General features: G+C 56.4%; 12 protein-coding genes, 1 tRNA gene and 3 pseudogenes. 11 read left to right on the plus strand and 5 right to left on the minus strand.

Annotation, left to right across the window (positions count from 1 at the left end; genetic code table 11):
- Positions 1–19: 19 nt before the first annotated feature.
- Positions 20–208 (plus strand): hypothetical protein, encoded by a 189-nt coding sequence (locus tag BM403_RS30550; protein ID WP_010210250.1) that lies wholly within the window; start codon positions 20–22, stop codon positions 206–208.
- A gap of 15 nt (positions 209–223) precedes the next feature.
- Here BM403_RS30550 and BM403_RS30555 read toward each other — a convergent pair whose 3' ends face one another.
- Complete coding sequence (locus BM403_RS30555) at positions 224–604, minus strand: hypothetical protein (RefSeq protein ID WP_012724513.1); 381 nt, start codon at positions 602–604, stop codon at positions 224–226.
- A gap of 237 nt (positions 605–841) precedes the next feature.
- On the opposite strand from BM403_RS30555, the gene BM403_RS30560 reads away from it, so the two are divergent.
- Together BM403_RS30560 and BM403_RS30565 are read left to right on the plus strand one after the other, a co-directional pair.
- Positions 842–3,127, plus strand: coding sequence for a bifunctional acylase PvdQ (locus tag BM403_RS30560; protein ID WP_093546858.1), 2,286 nt, complete (start codon positions 842–844; stop codon positions 3,125–3,127).
- A 212-nt stretch (positions 3,128–3,339) separates the two neighbouring features.
- Positions 3,340–3,413: transfer RNA gene (locus BM403_RS30565), tRNA-Cys, on the plus strand.
- A gap of 156 nt (positions 3,414–3,569) precedes the next feature.
- Here the strand turns inward: BM403_RS30565 and BM403_RS30570 are convergent.
- The 3 genes and pseudogenes from BM403_RS30570 to BM403_RS30580 form a co-directional block, all read right to left on the minus strand.
- A pseudogene (locus BM403_RS30570) lies at positions 3,570–4,634 on the minus strand (tyrosine-type recombinase/integrase).
- 3 nt (positions 4,635–4,637) lie between these two features.
- Positions 4,638–4,874, minus strand: coding sequence for a DUF4224 domain-containing protein (locus tag BM403_RS30575; protein ID WP_093546881.1), 237 nt, complete (start codon positions 4,872–4,874; stop codon positions 4,638–4,640).
- Complete coding sequence (locus tag BM403_RS30580; RefSeq protein ID WP_093546860.1) at positions 4,874–5,866, minus strand: phosphoadenosine phosphosulfate reductase domain-containing protein; 993 nt, start codon at positions 5,864–5,866, stop codon at positions 4,874–4,876. The genes BM403_RS30575 and BM403_RS30580 overlap by 1 nt, the downstream gene beginning before the upstream one ends.
- A gap of 71 nt (positions 5,867–5,937) precedes the next feature.
- Here BM403_RS30580 and BM403_RS31980 point away from each other — a divergent pair, with 71 nt between their 5' ends.
- The 6 genes and pseudogenes from BM403_RS31980 (at position 5,938) to BM403_RS30615 (ending at position 11,100) form a co-directional block, all read left to right on the plus strand.
- Complete coding sequence (locus BM403_RS31980) at positions 5,938–6,528, plus strand: hypothetical protein (protein ID WP_175538123.1); 591 nt, start codon at positions 5,938–5,940, stop codon at positions 6,526–6,528.
- A gap of 359 nt (positions 6,529–6,887) precedes the next feature.
- A pseudogene (locus tag BM403_RS30595) lies at positions 6,888–7,893 on the plus strand (phage late control D family protein).
- 98 nt (positions 7,894–7,991) lie between these two features.
- A complete protein-coding gene (locus BM403_RS30600; protein WP_256577269.1) occupies positions 7,992–9,185 on the plus strand; it encodes an acyltransferase family protein in 1,194 nt (397 codons plus the stop codon).
- Positions 9,186–9,249: 64 nt separating this feature from the next.
- Positions 9,250–9,759 carry a glycoside hydrolase family 24 protein gene (locus BM403_RS30605; RefSeq protein ID WP_093546866.1) on the plus strand — a complete coding sequence of 170 codons (510 nt, stop codon included), beginning with the start codon at positions 9,250–9,252 and terminating at the stop codon, positions 9,757–9,759.
- On the plus strand, positions 9,756–10,262 hold the full coding sequence (locus BM403_RS30610) for a lysis system i-spanin subunit Rz (RefSeq protein ID WP_093546869.1): 507 nt from the start codon (positions 9,756–9,758) through the stop codon (positions 10,260–10,262). Before BM403_RS30605 ends, BM403_RS30610 begins: the two co-directional genes overlap by 4 nt.
- A gap of 43 nt (positions 10,263–10,305) precedes the next feature.
- Positions 10,306–11,100 (plus strand): DNA adenine methylase, encoded by a 795-nt coding sequence (locus tag BM403_RS30615; RefSeq protein ID WP_093546872.1) that lies wholly within the window; start codon positions 10,306–10,308, stop codon positions 11,098–11,100.
- A 6-nt stretch (positions 11,101–11,106) separates the two neighbouring features.
- Here BM403_RS30615 and BM403_RS30620 read toward each other — a convergent pair whose 3' ends face one another.
- Positions 11,107–11,805, minus strand: coding sequence for an SOS response-associated peptidase family protein (locus BM403_RS30620; protein ID WP_093546875.1), 699 nt, complete (start codon positions 11,803–11,805; stop codon positions 11,107–11,109).
- 101 nt (positions 11,806–11,906) lie between these two features.
- Between BM403_RS30620 and BM403_RS30625 the strand changes: the two genes are divergently transcribed.
- Both BM403_RS30625 and BM403_RS30630 read left to right on the plus strand, forming a co-directional pair.
- Positions 11,907–12,332 (plus strand): LexA family protein, encoded by a 426-nt coding sequence (locus BM403_RS30625; protein ID WP_093546878.1) that lies wholly within the window; start codon positions 11,907–11,909, stop codon positions 12,330–12,332.
- A pseudogene (locus tag BM403_RS30630) lies at positions 12,325–13,266 on the plus strand (Y-family DNA polymerase); the annotation flags it as partial. The gene BM403_RS30625 and the pseudogene BM403_RS30630, both read left to right, overlap by 8 nt.
- Between the last annotated feature and the right edge of the window lie 96 nt (positions 13,267–13,362).

Below are 13,362 nucleotides of genomic sequence, written 5' to 3' on the forward strand. Positions count from 1 at the left end.
TCAAGTTCAGGAACCCGTCATGACACAAAAGCAGCGTTTGAAGTACTCGATTCTGATTGCCCTGGCCGTACTGGCGACGATGTTTGGCCTGTCCTATTTGCAGAACACCGGGGTTATCAGCGAGAAGACATTCCAGACCATCGCCATTGCCGTCGCAGTGGTCGTGGTGGTGATCAACGGCATCATGCGCCGCAAGGTCAAGCTCTAAGCGAAAGGGCGCCCATCAGGCGCGACCTTCGAGCACCTTGGCAGCCTCTTCATGGAGGCTGTAGCTTTTATCCGCATTGAGGGTGATCACGCCCTCGCTGCACAGGCGCTTGAGCACCTCGCGCACGCTGAGAAACGACAGCGGGATACCCAGCTCCAATAAATGGCTGTGTACGCCGCGCACACCCAGGGTGCGCTGGTTGTCGGCGGCGGTGAGCAGGGCGTCGATGACCTTCAGCCGGATCAGGCTGGTGCGCAAGCCAAAACACTTGAGCAAATGGCGGATACGCTGGTTGCCTTGCTGTTCGGGCACTTTGCCGAATGCCTGTGTACCGCTGCCGAAACTGGCCTCGGCAGCCGATGAATGTCCATCCGTGGGCACTTGCGGGTTGTACATGCAAAAACTCCTTTTCAGAGCCTGATCAGGAAAAAATGAGCGCTCTTAGTTAATAAGACGAACGAGCGAGCGAAATCATGAAGTGAAGGATGTAGAAATTTCGTCGGTATCCGTTTTGTCACATCCGCGCGGCCCCAACTAACTCTCCCTCCACGCTAAATTATTCCCGCTGGTTTGCGTTCTTACGGTGGGGTTATTGCCCCTTGTGAGGCGGTTAAATCTGACGGTGGAGTCTGCGTGATTATTTCCAATGGGTTGTCCAGGGTGTGTGTGGCCGGGGTATTGCTGGGGTTGAGCCTGGCTGCCACGGCGCGGGAGCAGGTGACGCAAGCGTCGGCGGATATCCGTCGTACCAGTTACGGCGTGCCGCATATCCGCGCCAATGATGAGCGTGGCTTGGGCTTCGGCATTGGCTACGCCTACGCCCAGGACAACCTGTGCCTGCTGGCCAATGAAGTCGTCACGGTGAATGGCCAGCGTGCCCGGTTCTTCGGCCCCGAACAGGCGACCCTGGAAGAGCGCAACAACCTGGCCAGCGATGTGTTCTTCAACTGGCTCAACCCGCCGGAGGCGGTCGCCGCGTTCTGGAAAGCGCAGAGCCCGCAGATCCAGCAGCGTATCGAAGGCTATGTGGCCGGCTACAACCGTTACCTGAAAGAGCAGGGCGCTCCGGCACAGTGCCAGGAGGCCTGGGTGCGGCCATTGGTGGCTGAGGACTTGGTCAAATTGACCCGTAGGTTGCTGGTAGAGGGTGGCGTCGGGCAATTCGCCGAAGCCCTGGTCGGCGCGACGCCACCTCAAGCGACAGCCTCTGTGACGAGCAACGCCAAGGCCTTTGAGCTCGCGGCCGCCAACCAGCAGCGCTTCGCCTTCGATCGCGGCAGCAACGCGGTGGCGGTGGGGCGTGACCGCTCGTTCAACGGGCGCGGCATGCTATTGGCGAACCCGCATTTCCCGTGGGTAGGCGGCATGCGTTTTTATCAGATGCACCTGACCATCCCCGGTCAGCTGGATGTGATGGGCGCTGCGTTGCCGGGCCTGCCGGTAATCAATATCGGCTTTAACCAGCATGTGGCGTGGACCCATACGGTGGATACGTCCAAGCACTTCACGCTGTACCGCCTGACCCTGGATCCCAAGGACCCCACGCGCTATATGCTTGATGGCAAGTCGGTGCCGCTGGATAAAACCACGGTGAACGTGCAGGTCAAGCAAGCGGATGGCAGCCTCAAGGACCAGTCGCACACCGTCTACAGCTCGCCATTCGGCCCGGTGGTGCAATGGCCGGGCAAGCTCGACTGGGACAGCCACTACGCCTTCAGCCTGCGCGACGCCAACCTGGGCAATGACCGCGTGCTGCAACAGTGGTACGCGATGAACCGCGCCACCAGCCTCAATGAACTGAAAACCTCGGTGCACACCCTGCAAGGCATCCCATGGGTCAACACCCTGGCCGCGGATGACCAGGGCCAGAGCCTGTACATGAACCAGTCGGTGGTGCCCAACGTCAGCGCGGCCAAACTGGCGCAGTGCAGCGACCCGCGTGCCGGCCTGCAACTGATCCTGCTCGACGGTGCACACAGCGCCTGCGCCTGGGACATCGACCCGCGCGCGGCCCAGCCTGGGATCTTCGCGGCCGACCAACTGCCGCAACTGCAACGCACCGACTACGTCCAGCATTCCAACGACTCGGCGTGGCTGGCCAACCCGAAGGCGCCGCTCACCGGCTTCTCCCCGGTAATCAGCCAGGACCACATCGGCCTTGGCCCGCGCGCGCGTTTCGCCCTGCAGCGCCTGCAATCCCTGCAAAAACCGATCAGCGTCACCGACCTGAAAAACATGGTGATGGACAACGAGGTGTACCTGGCCGGCCAAGTCATGCCCGACCTGCTCGATTTCTGCGCCAAGCACCTCGGCGCCGACGCCACCGCCCTGCAACCCCTGTGCTCCAGCCTGAAAAACTGGGACCAACGCGCCAACCTCGACAGCGGCATAGGCCTCGTGCACTTCATCAACCTGGTGCAACAGCTGCAGCAAATCCCCGACGCCTGGCGCGTCGCCTTCGACCCGGCCCAGCCGCTCACCACCCCACGCGGCCTGGCGATCGACCGCGCACCCGTGGCGAAAGCGCTGCGCGAAGCCATGCTGGCCTCTACTGCCGACGTCGAAAAACTGGGCCTGACTGCCGACAGCACATGGGGCGATATCCAAGTCTCCGGCCAAACCCCAATCCACGGTGGCCCGCAGGAACTGGGAATCTACAACGCCATGCAAACCGTGCCCCGCGCCGACGGCAAGCGCGAAGTGGTCAGCGGCAGCAGCTACCTGCAAATCGTCACCTTCGACGACCAGGGCCCGCATGCCCAAGGCGTACTTGCGTTCTCCGAGTCCACGAACCCAGCCTCCGCGCATTCCAACGACCAGACCCAAGCGTTCTCCCAGAAAAAACTCAGCCCGCTGCCGTTCACCGAAGCCCAAATCAAGGCCGACCCGCAGTACCAGCAACTGCGCATCAAGGAGTAGGGCAGACGCGCAACCCCTTGATGGCATTACGAAATATTTTTGAAATCAAGGGGTTGCACGCGTTGGTAAATACGTACATAATGGCGCCCATCGAACGCAACGAAGCATTAAAAACTTCAATGTATTCAATGAGTTAGAGTAGAGGCAGGGTTATACAGCCCACTCAAGTTTTTATACGGTGAGTGCCACCAGTTGTGGCATTGATCGTTTGAGGCCGAGTAGCAAAATGGTTATGCAGCGGATTGCAAATCCGCCTACGCCGGTTCGATTCCGACCTCGGCCTCCACTCTTAAAACCCCGTAGATCAATGATCTACGGGGTTTTTTTATTGCGTGTGATTTGAGAAGTGTTCCGCAACTATTGGGATGTGTTCCGCAACCCTACGCGTTTTTGATCGCAATGAGGGGGGGAGAACAGTGCCGGGTGAGGGGAGGTTGGCCTGTTACTTCGTGGGGTTAACGATCTCACCGACACGCCGATAGACCTTCTTTGTCATCTCCTCAGTGGAGTGGCCGAGCAGCCGACTTGCATGCGCAAGTTCTATCTCGCTGGCGGCTTTGGGCCGGATGTCTTTGAACTGAAACTGGCGAATTAGTACAGCCAGGGCGGGATCGCCGTCGGCACCGGCCTTGATGGCTGCTTTCTCCCGGGCTTCATCCCAGCGGTTGCGTAGCATCTGCTGGCTCATCCGAAGGCCGGACGCGTTCGTAATAAGCGTTGAGGTCTTAATCCCGTTTAGCGATCTGCGCTCGAGCAGGTTGTCTAGGAATAGACTAAGCGCTGATTGTTCGCCGGCATCGTCCAGGCGAATACGCAGAAGTTTGCCGCCCTTGCCCTGGCGACCCCCTACAAAGCCGTTGGCCAGATCGGTAGTTGCCACCTTCAGCACATCGGCAGGGCGCTGGCCGGTCAGGTAGGCAAGGTCCATGGCATCTTTTAGTTCCTGCACGGCTTCTGCATACACTGCATTCCACACGGTTTCGCCGGCTTAGTAGTCCCGCGGTTTTTCCTTGTTCCGGCGCACGCCGAAGCAAGGGTTGGCATTGTTAGTCAGTCCCCACTCGCGTGCGATTGTGAACATGTGTGACAGTAGTGCGATCTCTCGATTGGCCCTAATCTTAGCGGTTCTGGCATCTCTATACTGCGCAACCACTTGGGGGGTGATTGAGTCGAGAGGCGCGTTTTCAAATGCCTTCCGCAGCTGTTTCAGTTCCTTGCGGTTGTCGGACTGTGTCCGTATGGATTTGGTCGGGATTATCTTTTTTTCGTACCTATCGAACAGCGCACCCAATAAATGATTGGGCTTAGGTGGTTCGCGGCGTTCCAGCCGAGCCCACTCGACCTTCGCCGTGTCTAGATCATTGCCCAGCGGTATTTCTTTTCGATTTCCGTCGGCGTCCCTGCCGTTGTAGTAGTACGAGGACCAGATGGCGCCGCTTTTGCGCTTGCGGGTGCGCCGTATCATTCGAGGCGGAAGGTCGCGATTGGCTATGCTTTTCTGGCGCATCAGTTAGCTCACGTTCGCTAGGTCGAGCGACCAGGTTTCAGTCACGGCATTGACCGCAGAAGGTCTGACACCAGCGAGTTTTAGTCGGGCATAAACCTTGCCTACGACTGGGCGGCGAGCGCCTGTTAGAACAAACTCCCATTGGTTTTTGGCTAACCATTGGATTTGCTTTGATGGGATCAGGTAGCCGGTGATCGTGGCCAATTCTTCTTCTGTAAGTGTTTCGGCTCTGAGTTCCATCATGCGATCTCCCTGAACTTCACCGGCTCCCAGGTTGATTCACAGAGCCCATAAGCACTGGCGCAGGCCGTCTTATCTGCGCCTGTTGTCAGTAGGTCGTACTGAATTCCGCCTCGGGCGGTTCTGGACCATTCGACTGCCTGCCGGATGCTCGCGATCTCCATCACCTCTAGGGCGGTCATATCGGTTATTGAGCCTTTCGGGTGCTTGGCATTGGAGCCAGCGAAGAATGTGGCGGCTCCGCGCTTGCTGGCCTGCTGAACGATTCGTTCCCAGCGATCGATGCGGTCAATAACCTCAGGGAATCGAAACGCGATTTCGCGCAGTTCATCCTTACGACAGTTGATGCAGGGCATGCAGCCCACGCGGCCCATGCCTTGGGAGTACAGCGGGTTCGGCTTGATGCCCATATATCGGTGTGCTTCGAAAACGGCTGGAATATCCCACTTCAAGATCGGTCGGTAGTTGAACAGGCCGCCACCAACTTCATCGCACTCGGTCAGGTAGCGCCTGTTTAAAGACTCATCGGCACGCACACCCTGCCAGCTTATTATCATCTCGCCTTGACCCATGAGGGGCATCACGACTTGCTCCAGCATTGGGTCGCGCTTCAGTTCCATGGTGCAGAACTGGGCGTTGCGGCTGGGGAACCTGCCTTTCCAAGTACATAGATCAAGAAACGGGTTACCGGTTGGCCGCAGGACGTCGAGCGCTGCCAGTACCACCGGTTCGGCAACCCCTTGAGCTCGCCACTTGGTTTCAATGAATCGCCGTTTACCTGCTATGCGCTGGGTGAAGTCAGCCCGCACGCGCGTAATTTTCGTATGCGTGACTTGCTCCAGGTAGTCGAGGTGCTCGTAAGTCTGTTCGTGCTCGTTCCCAGTGTCGGCAAAGACTGCCGGCAGGTTGGGAACTTCTAAGGCAAGGGCGACTAAGAGTGTGGCTGTGCTGTCCTTACCTCCACTGACGCTGACGATATTGTGGAGAGTCATGCGTGCCCCCGGTATGATTCGTGACCGTGCACGGCTAAATGGCCAAAGGCTAGTAAAATAAGGACGATGCAATGCTGCCTGAAACAATAACGTTTAATCCAAAAGAAAAAATGAAGGAATTTTTCCTGTCCCCTTTTGGAGTCGCAGTTTTTTTTGTAACTATTTGGCTGTGTTTCGCCTACTTGACTAAAGACAACGCCCCTGCTTGGGTGCAAGCAGTCGGTTCTGTTGGGGCTATTTGGGCTACCGCTACTGTTGCGGGTAGGCAGCAGCGAGATCAGGAGAAACGTAGGCTTGAAAAAGATCGTGTTGTCATCGCCGCTGTTGCTGAAATCGCGCGTGCATCGAGTATGGGGGTAAATCAGCTTTTTGATTTGGCTTCTAACGATCAAGTCAAAGACAAAATGCATGATTTTGTGAGTTGGATTGAGTTCGTTGAAAGGCAACACCAAACGATTAAAGGTATTGAGCTTATCAGCCTGCCTCAAGAAGAGATGATCCAACCATTTCTTCAGTTGACAAACAACATTCAGAGCGCAGCAGAGAGCGCCCGTAAGTACATCGCTGGTGCGAAGGGTGACGAGCTTCGTGCGATAGGTACCCGCATGCAGTTGAATAAAAGCATTCTTGAAGCGTTGGCTAAGACATTCAAGGAATTCTAATTTCGAATTAAACCCCATAACAGGCTGCGCGAGCGGGCGTAGCAACGTGGTCAGCGTTGCATCACTGAGCGCTGCTCCGCGCAGCTTTTCGTGGGGTAAAAGTGCCTCGGCAGTTGCGCTGGAAGGAGCAATTATGCCTACTGCTGCGCAGCAGAGACTGTTTGTTTCCAGCGTTTCGACGCTCACTGGAGTGCGGAGCAAAGCGGGCAGGGTGCTGATGTTGTCCTGTTGGTTCTTCATGCCGCCTTCCTCTGGTATTCGATAGCGAGTTGGTCCATCAGACGCTGGTGGTAGGTGAGTCGGGCTTCTGCGGCAGGCCATGGACGAATGGTTTCAGCCATGGGCTCGATGCCGATTACATTACCGCGCTGATCAATGACCGCCTGTTATTGCTGAAAACCACTGACAAGCCCGGCATGGAGTCGGACGACTTCGAGCTGCGCATTGATGACCGCGACAGCGCCGTGGCGCTGCCCAAGCGCGGCGCCGGCGTTGAGATCTACCTGGGACTATGCCGAAGCGTCCATGGTGCGCCTGGGCCGTTATATGGTGGATGAGGTCGAGATATCTGGCCCGCCTAACACCATCGTCGTGCGCGGCAAGGCCGGCGACATGCGCGGTACCGGAAAGACGGTGCGCAGCGGTAGCTGGGAAGATGTGCCACTGTCCAAGATTGTGGCCGACGTGGCTGCCCGCAACGGCTGGGCGCCGGTGTGCAACGTCTCCACGAACGTGCCCCGGGCAGACCAGCTCAGCGAGTCTGATTTCAACTTCATCACCCGCATTGCCAAGCAGCACGACTGCACGGCCAAGGTGGCCGATGGGAAGTTGATTGTCATGACCCGCGACGGCGGCACCAGTGCGAGCGGCAAGGCCTTGGGCGCCGTCACCATCACGCCCGCCGATGTCAGTCGGTGGCAGTTCCGCTTAGGCGATCGCAACACGCACAAGGCGGTAGCCACCAAGCATCAGGACAAGAAAAGCGGTGAGCTGAAGCTGATCAGCCTGGACAACACGGATGCGCCCGACGGGCTGCCGGCGGTGCACACAGACCGTCATATCTACCCCAACAAAACCGCAGCGGAACAGGCGGCCAAAGCCCGGCTGACTGCCTTCAATCGGTCCTCGGCGGGGGTGCGCCTCGAGATGCCTGGTCGTACCGACCTATTTGCCGAGCGGTCGGTAAACGCCACGGGCTTCAAAACCGGCATTGATGGGGAGTACCTGGTCGACTCGGTGGAACAGGTATTCACTCAGGACGGTTGGTCCACCACTGTTGAGTGCAATGGCGGAAAGAAAGGTAAGGCCAAGGCCAAAAGCAAGAAGACGAAGAAAGCCAAGGAGGTCAAGGTTCTAGAGCTTTGACGTCGAGACGTTCGTCGTAACGTGTTGGCTAATCACTGGCTCCTATATGAGAGTGGTTTTTATTTGCCAGCTTGAATCAAAGAAGTGAGTTGGCAACGGTGTGGCTTAACTATGGTGCTTCCGGTAAGATTCGCGGCTTTGGAATTTTGCCTTCAGGGAAGATTGGTTTGTCTACTAAAAATGAAATACTCCCGCTCACCGGGCTTAGGTTTGTAGCGGCATTGTATGTATTCCTTTTTCATTTCGAGCTTAGTTGGCCGTTTTCTCCGGATGGGGTAGTTGGGCATGTAATAGCTCAAGGCGCTGTGGGCATGTCAGTTTTCTTCGTGCTGTCGGGGTTTCTTCTCGCTTATCAGTACTCCGGGAGATACGAAGATAAAAAAAGCTATTTTGTTCGGCGATTGGCTCGGATCTATCCTATCTATGTGTTGGCGGCGCTGAGTACTTTGCCTTGGATGTTCGGTAGTCAGGTAGGCGCAGTTAAGTTACCTGCATGGGATACAGCTGTTCTTGTTGTAACAAACATCTTCGTGCTTCAAGCTTGGGTGCCAAGCTACTTCAAGTTTTGGAATAACGGTGGAAGTTGGTCTATCTCGGTTGAGATTTTTTGCTATGCGATGCTTCCATTTATTGCACCCTGGATGGCGAGGTTGTCGAATAAGAAGCTAGCAGCGTTCGCTGTGCTGGTGTACCTCTGTTCGGTGGCTCCCGGACAGCTGGGGCGAGTGTGGCCTGACCTTTCGATGGCTTTCTTCTATGCGTTGCCAGCGTTTCGGCTACCTGAGTTTCTTTTAGGTGTCTGCGGGTTTTTGGCTGTTCAGAAAGGGTTCCGGCTACCTTATCCCAATTTAGCGATTGTTAGTGTGTTGCTAGCATTCGTGGTGCTAATAAACTTAAGAAGATTTGGGTTGCCTTACATTGGCTATAATTGGTTTGTGCTGCCAGTGGTTGTTCTACTGGTTGTAGGGCTGTGCCAGTCCGATGGGCGTATATCAAGGTTGCTTTCAAATGAGTGGTTTGTATGGCTTGGGAAAATAAGCTACTGCTTTTATTCTTTTCAGGCGCTCGTGTTGCTGTTGTTGGTGACGTTTCGCAGTGACTTGATTGAGGCTTTTCCTTTGCTTGAAGTTAATTGGCTGCTTTGCGTTTCTGCATTTTTTGTTCTCGTGGTTTTGTCGGCACTTGGTCATCACGTTATTGAAGAGCCTTGCCGAAGAAAGATACAGCAGTGGGCAGACGCCCGAGGTAATAAGGGGGCAGCTAAAAAACGTCTTATGCTGTTTGATATTTGAATAGATTTTTTACTATTGAAAATGCCCGCCATTGAGCGGGCATTTTATTGCCTGGAGAAAAGCAATGGCACGTCTTTCCGAATCGCTAGCTGGCGGCCGTAACGCGCTGGCGTTCCTCGACATGATCGCTTGGGGCGAGGGCACTAGTACCTCTCCAGCCACAGTTTTGGATGGTTACGATGTGATCGTAACCGGCATCGGCCGAAAGCCCGAGGTGTTTAAGGATTTCACTGATCACCCCTTTGCTAAAGGTCGCGCGTCGAAGGTCATAAATAGCAAAGGACTCACATCCAACGCGTCCGGCCGGTATCAGCAGATGCTGAAGGACTGGCCTCACTATAAGGCGCTCCTGAAACTGCCAGATTTCAGTCCTATCAGCCAGGATCTGGTGGCTTTGCAGCACATTCGCGAATGCCGGGCCTTGCCCGATGTTCTCGCAGGCCGGATCGAAACAGCTATTTCTAAGTGCCGGAACATCTGGGCCAGCCTACCGGGGGCCGGGTATGGTCAGCGCGAACACCGTCTGGGGGATCTGCTAGCGCAGTACCGCCTGGCGGGGGGAGTTCTGTCGTGACGCCCGGGTCGATCTGGGCTGCGACTCTGCTGGCCTTGGCCATCACTGCCGCTGGAACCTGGCAGGTTCAGGATTGGCGCTATAGCGGAAAGCTGGCCAGTCAGGCGTTGTTGCACCAGGACGACCTGACAACTATCGGCAATGCCGCTGCTGCCCATGCCCGCGCCGAGCAGGACAAGCGCCTAGCCACAGAGCAAAAGCTCGCCGCCCAGGACCAACAACATACCAAGGAGTTATCCGATGCCCAACATAACCAGGCTCTCCTGCGCGATCGCCTTGCCACTTCTGATCTGCGGCTGTCAGTCCTTCTCAACGCAACGGATTCAGTCGGTGGCTACGAGGTGCCTGCCGCCCCCGGCGCCGTCCGCATGGTTCATGCAGCGCGTCGAGCCCAACTTGACCCTGCGCATGCTCAACGAATTATCGCCATCACCGACGCCGGCGACCAAGGACTGATCGCCTTGCGAGCATGCCAAGCCTATGTCCAAGCCATCGTGCCATGACTGCTCTCTGACTCGTTTCAAACAACACTGCAAAGGAATGCATATGAATAGCCCCATCGTCCCTTGGATGGGCGGCAAACGCCGCCTGGCCGACCGTCTTATTCCGCTTTTCCCACCCCATGAGTGCTACGTCGAAGTCTTCGCCGGCGGCACCGCGCTTTACTTTATGCGTCCCCAGGCCGCGCCGGTTGAAGTCCTCAACGACATCAACGGCGACCTGGTGACGCTGTACCGCGTGGTGCAGAACCACCTGGAAGAATTCGTGCGTCAGTTCAAATGGGCGCTCAGCTCCCGCCAGCTCTTCGAGTGGCAGAAGATGACCCGTCCTGAAACCCTCACTGACATCCAACGCGCCGCCCGTTTTTTCTACCTGCAGCACCATGCATTTGCGGGCAAGGTGACGGGGCAGACGTTTGGCACCGCAACAACCGGACCTGCGATCAACCTGCTGCGGATTGAGGAAAACCTATCTGCAGCGTGGCAGCGCTTGTCCGGCACCTACGTTGAAAACCTAGGCTGGCTTGAGTGTGCCGAGCGCTATGACCGTCCCCATACCTTCCACTACATGGATCCGCCTTACTGGCAGACGGCCGGTTATGGTGTGGATTTTCCCTTTGAGAATTACGAGCGCATGGCCGACTTTATGCGTCGCTGCAAAGGGAGGGTCATGGTCAGCATCAACGATCACCCGGACATTCGGCAGGTGTTTGATGGCTTTCATTTTGAGACAGTCGACATTCGCTATACCACATCCAATCAGCGGCACGGGAGGGGGGAGGTCAGCGGTGAATTGGTGATCATGAGCTGGGAGCCAGCTGCGTTAGGTGGCCTGTTTTGATCGGTGTCAAACCTCCTTGAACGGAACCGGCGGCAGTAAATTAGCTCCTTGGTTCTTTACGTTCCCTACAGCTTTGCCAACGGCGTACCACTCAAAGTCATCCACAGGCTGACAACACTCCTTGGCTATCTCCTCGGCTCGGGCTGGGGGGAGGTTGGGGTCAATCCATTCCCTGGCGAGCTGAGGTGTCAGCACCAAGGGCTTGCGGTCGTGGATGTCCACCATGCCCTGATCACTGGCGGCGGTGATTATCACGAATCCATCGCCGTAGTGCGGATCCAGGCCAGGATGAATTTGAGCAAGCGCGCCAAAAAACATGGGCTTCTGACTCTTCAGGCGAATGAAGTAGGGTTGCTTTCTTTTGGGATCGTCAGGGTCTTTGACCCACTCATACCACCCTTCACTCGGTACCAAGGCTCGCCCATTCGGCCAAAGTTGTTTAAAGAACTTTCCCGTGACCGTCTCTACGCGTGCGTTGATCGGGTCGGGGCGTTTACCCTTCGCCCAGAACGGCGCCCATCCCCATTTCACTGCATCGATATGCAGCCCATCTTCAGATGCGTGTAGCACCTGCACCCGCGTTGACGGTGCGACGTTGTAGCGATCAATACCCTGAGCGTCATAGCCGCTGAACAGCTCTATCTGCGGGCTGAGCTCTTTAATGAAGATCGCCATCCCTTCGTATTGCACGAATCGCCCACACATACGCACCTCTCCGCTTGTCGAAATCCCCTACAGAAAAATTGACCGCAAGCGTCCTACAAAATTAACTGTATATTAATACAGTAAATGTAAAAGGCCGCATCATGAGCTTCACCATTCTAGGTCCCATCGCTGAGGTCGGCGCGAAGTTGCCGTTGTGCTCGTTCCAGGTTCCGGCCGGCTTTCCCTCGCCGGCAGCGGATCACATCGAGCAGCACATCTCATTGGATGAGGTCCTGAATATCCGCGCACCCCATGTGTACCTGGTCGCAATTACCGGTGAGAGCATGCAGGGCGTCGGGATCTTCGAGGGGGATCTGGCCGTGGTGGATCGTGCTATTGAGCCGATCCACGGGCATGTGGTGGTGGCACTACTGAACAATGAGCCCGTCTGCAAGCGTTTGTGTAAGCGTGGCCAGGAGGTGGTCCTGCTTTCCGAAAACCCCAAATACCCGGCTCGGTACGTTCTTGAAGGGGATGAGCTGTCAATCTGGGGTGTGATCACCAGCACAGTGCGCAGCCATGTCTAAGCAGCGACCGACCTTTGCGCTGGTTGACTGCAATAGCTTCTATGCCAGTTGCGAGCGGGTATTCCGGCCGGACTTGGCGAAGGTGCCCATCGTGGTGCTGAGCAATAACGACGGCTGTGTCATAGCACGCAGTTACGACGCGAAGCCTTTCATTAAGATGGGCGAGCCCTATTTCCAGATCAAGCACAAGCTCAAGCAGCACGGCATTGTGCCGTTCTCCTCGAACTATGCGCTGTACGGCGACATGAGCGAGCGCGTAATGAGCCTGATCGAGGCGATGGTGCCGGCAGTCGAGGTGTATAGCATCGACGAGGCGTTCGCCGACCTGACGGGTATCGGTGAGCTGGATGCCTTAGGTCGGCAGATTCGTGCCCAGGTGCTTCGATGCACTGGTATCCCTGTTGGTGTTGGTATCGCTCACACAAAGACTCTGGCGAAGCTGGCAAACCACACCGCGAAGCGCTTGCAGTCCCAAACCGGTGGCGTGGTCAACATCACCGATCCGGTTAAGCGTGACTGGGTGCTGCGGAATACGGACGTGGCGGAGGTGTGGGGCGTTGGCCGCAAGATGAAACTCCACCTTGATGCCATGGGTATCAAGTCGGCTATGGACCTGGCTAAGGCCGATCCGTGGACGCTCCGTAAGAAGTTCAGCATTGTGATCGAGAAGACGGCAAGGGAATTGGGCGGCACGCCTTGCCTAGAGCTGGATGAGCCAGATCCGCCAAAGCAGGAGATCTGCTGCAGTCGCATGTTCGGCATGAGGCTGACGGAGCTATCGCCCATCAAGGAGGCGGTGGCGACCTACATGATGCGTGCCTCTGAGAAGCTCCGCGCTCAGAACTCGCTGTGCAAGAAGGTACGCGTGTGCATCCGCACTGGCATGTTCAATCCTGAGGAGGCGAAGTATGCCAACGGGGTGGTGGTAGATATACTGTAGTGGTCAACTAATCCCGGACACGACGTTAAGTTTTTCCTCGGCCTGCGCTGGTGCCAACCCATCGTTGAATTGATGAGGCCGAATCCAGTT

The organism is Pseudomonas sp. OV546 (assembly GCF_900116845.1).
Taxonomy (GTDB): domain Bacteria; phylum Pseudomonadota; class Gammaproteobacteria; order Pseudomonadales; family Pseudomonadaceae; genus Aquipseudomonas; species Aquipseudomonas petroselini.

Coding starts and splice junctions, on each gene's coding strand:
- BM403_RS30575 (WP_093546881.1), bottom strand. CDS start 4,874: ATGGAACTCAGAGCCGAAACACTTACAGAAGAAGAATTGGCCACGATC.
- BM403_RS30605 (WP_093546866.1), top strand. CDS start 9,250: ATGGCACGTCTTTCCGAATCGCTAGCTGGCGGCCGTAACGCGCTGGCG.
- BM403_RS30580 (WP_093546860.1), bottom strand. CDS start 5,866: ATGACTCTCCACAATATCGTCAGCGTCAGTGGAGGTAAGGACAGCACA.
- BM403_RS30620 (WP_093546875.1), bottom strand. CDS start 11,805: ATGTGTGGGCGATTCGTGCAATACGAAGGGATGGCGATCTTCATTAAA.
- BM403_RS30615 (WP_093546872.1), top strand. CDS start 10,306: ATGAATAGCCCCATCGTCCCTTGGATGGGCGGCAAACGCCGCCTGGCC.
- BM403_RS31980 (WP_175538123.1), top strand. CDS start 5,938: ATGCTGCCTGAAACAATAACGTTTAATCCAAAAGAAAAAATGAAGGAA.
- BM403_RS30555 (WP_012724513.1), bottom strand. CDS start 604: ATGTACAACCCGCAAGTGCCCACGGATGGACATTCATCGGCTGCCGAG.
- BM403_RS30625 (WP_093546878.1), top strand. CDS start 11,907: ATGAGCTTCACCATTCTAGGTCCCATCGCTGAGGTCGGCGCGAAGTTG.
- BM403_RS30550 (WP_010210250.1), top strand. CDS start 20: ATGACACAAAAGCAGCGTTTGAAGTACTCGATTCTGATTGCCCTGGCC.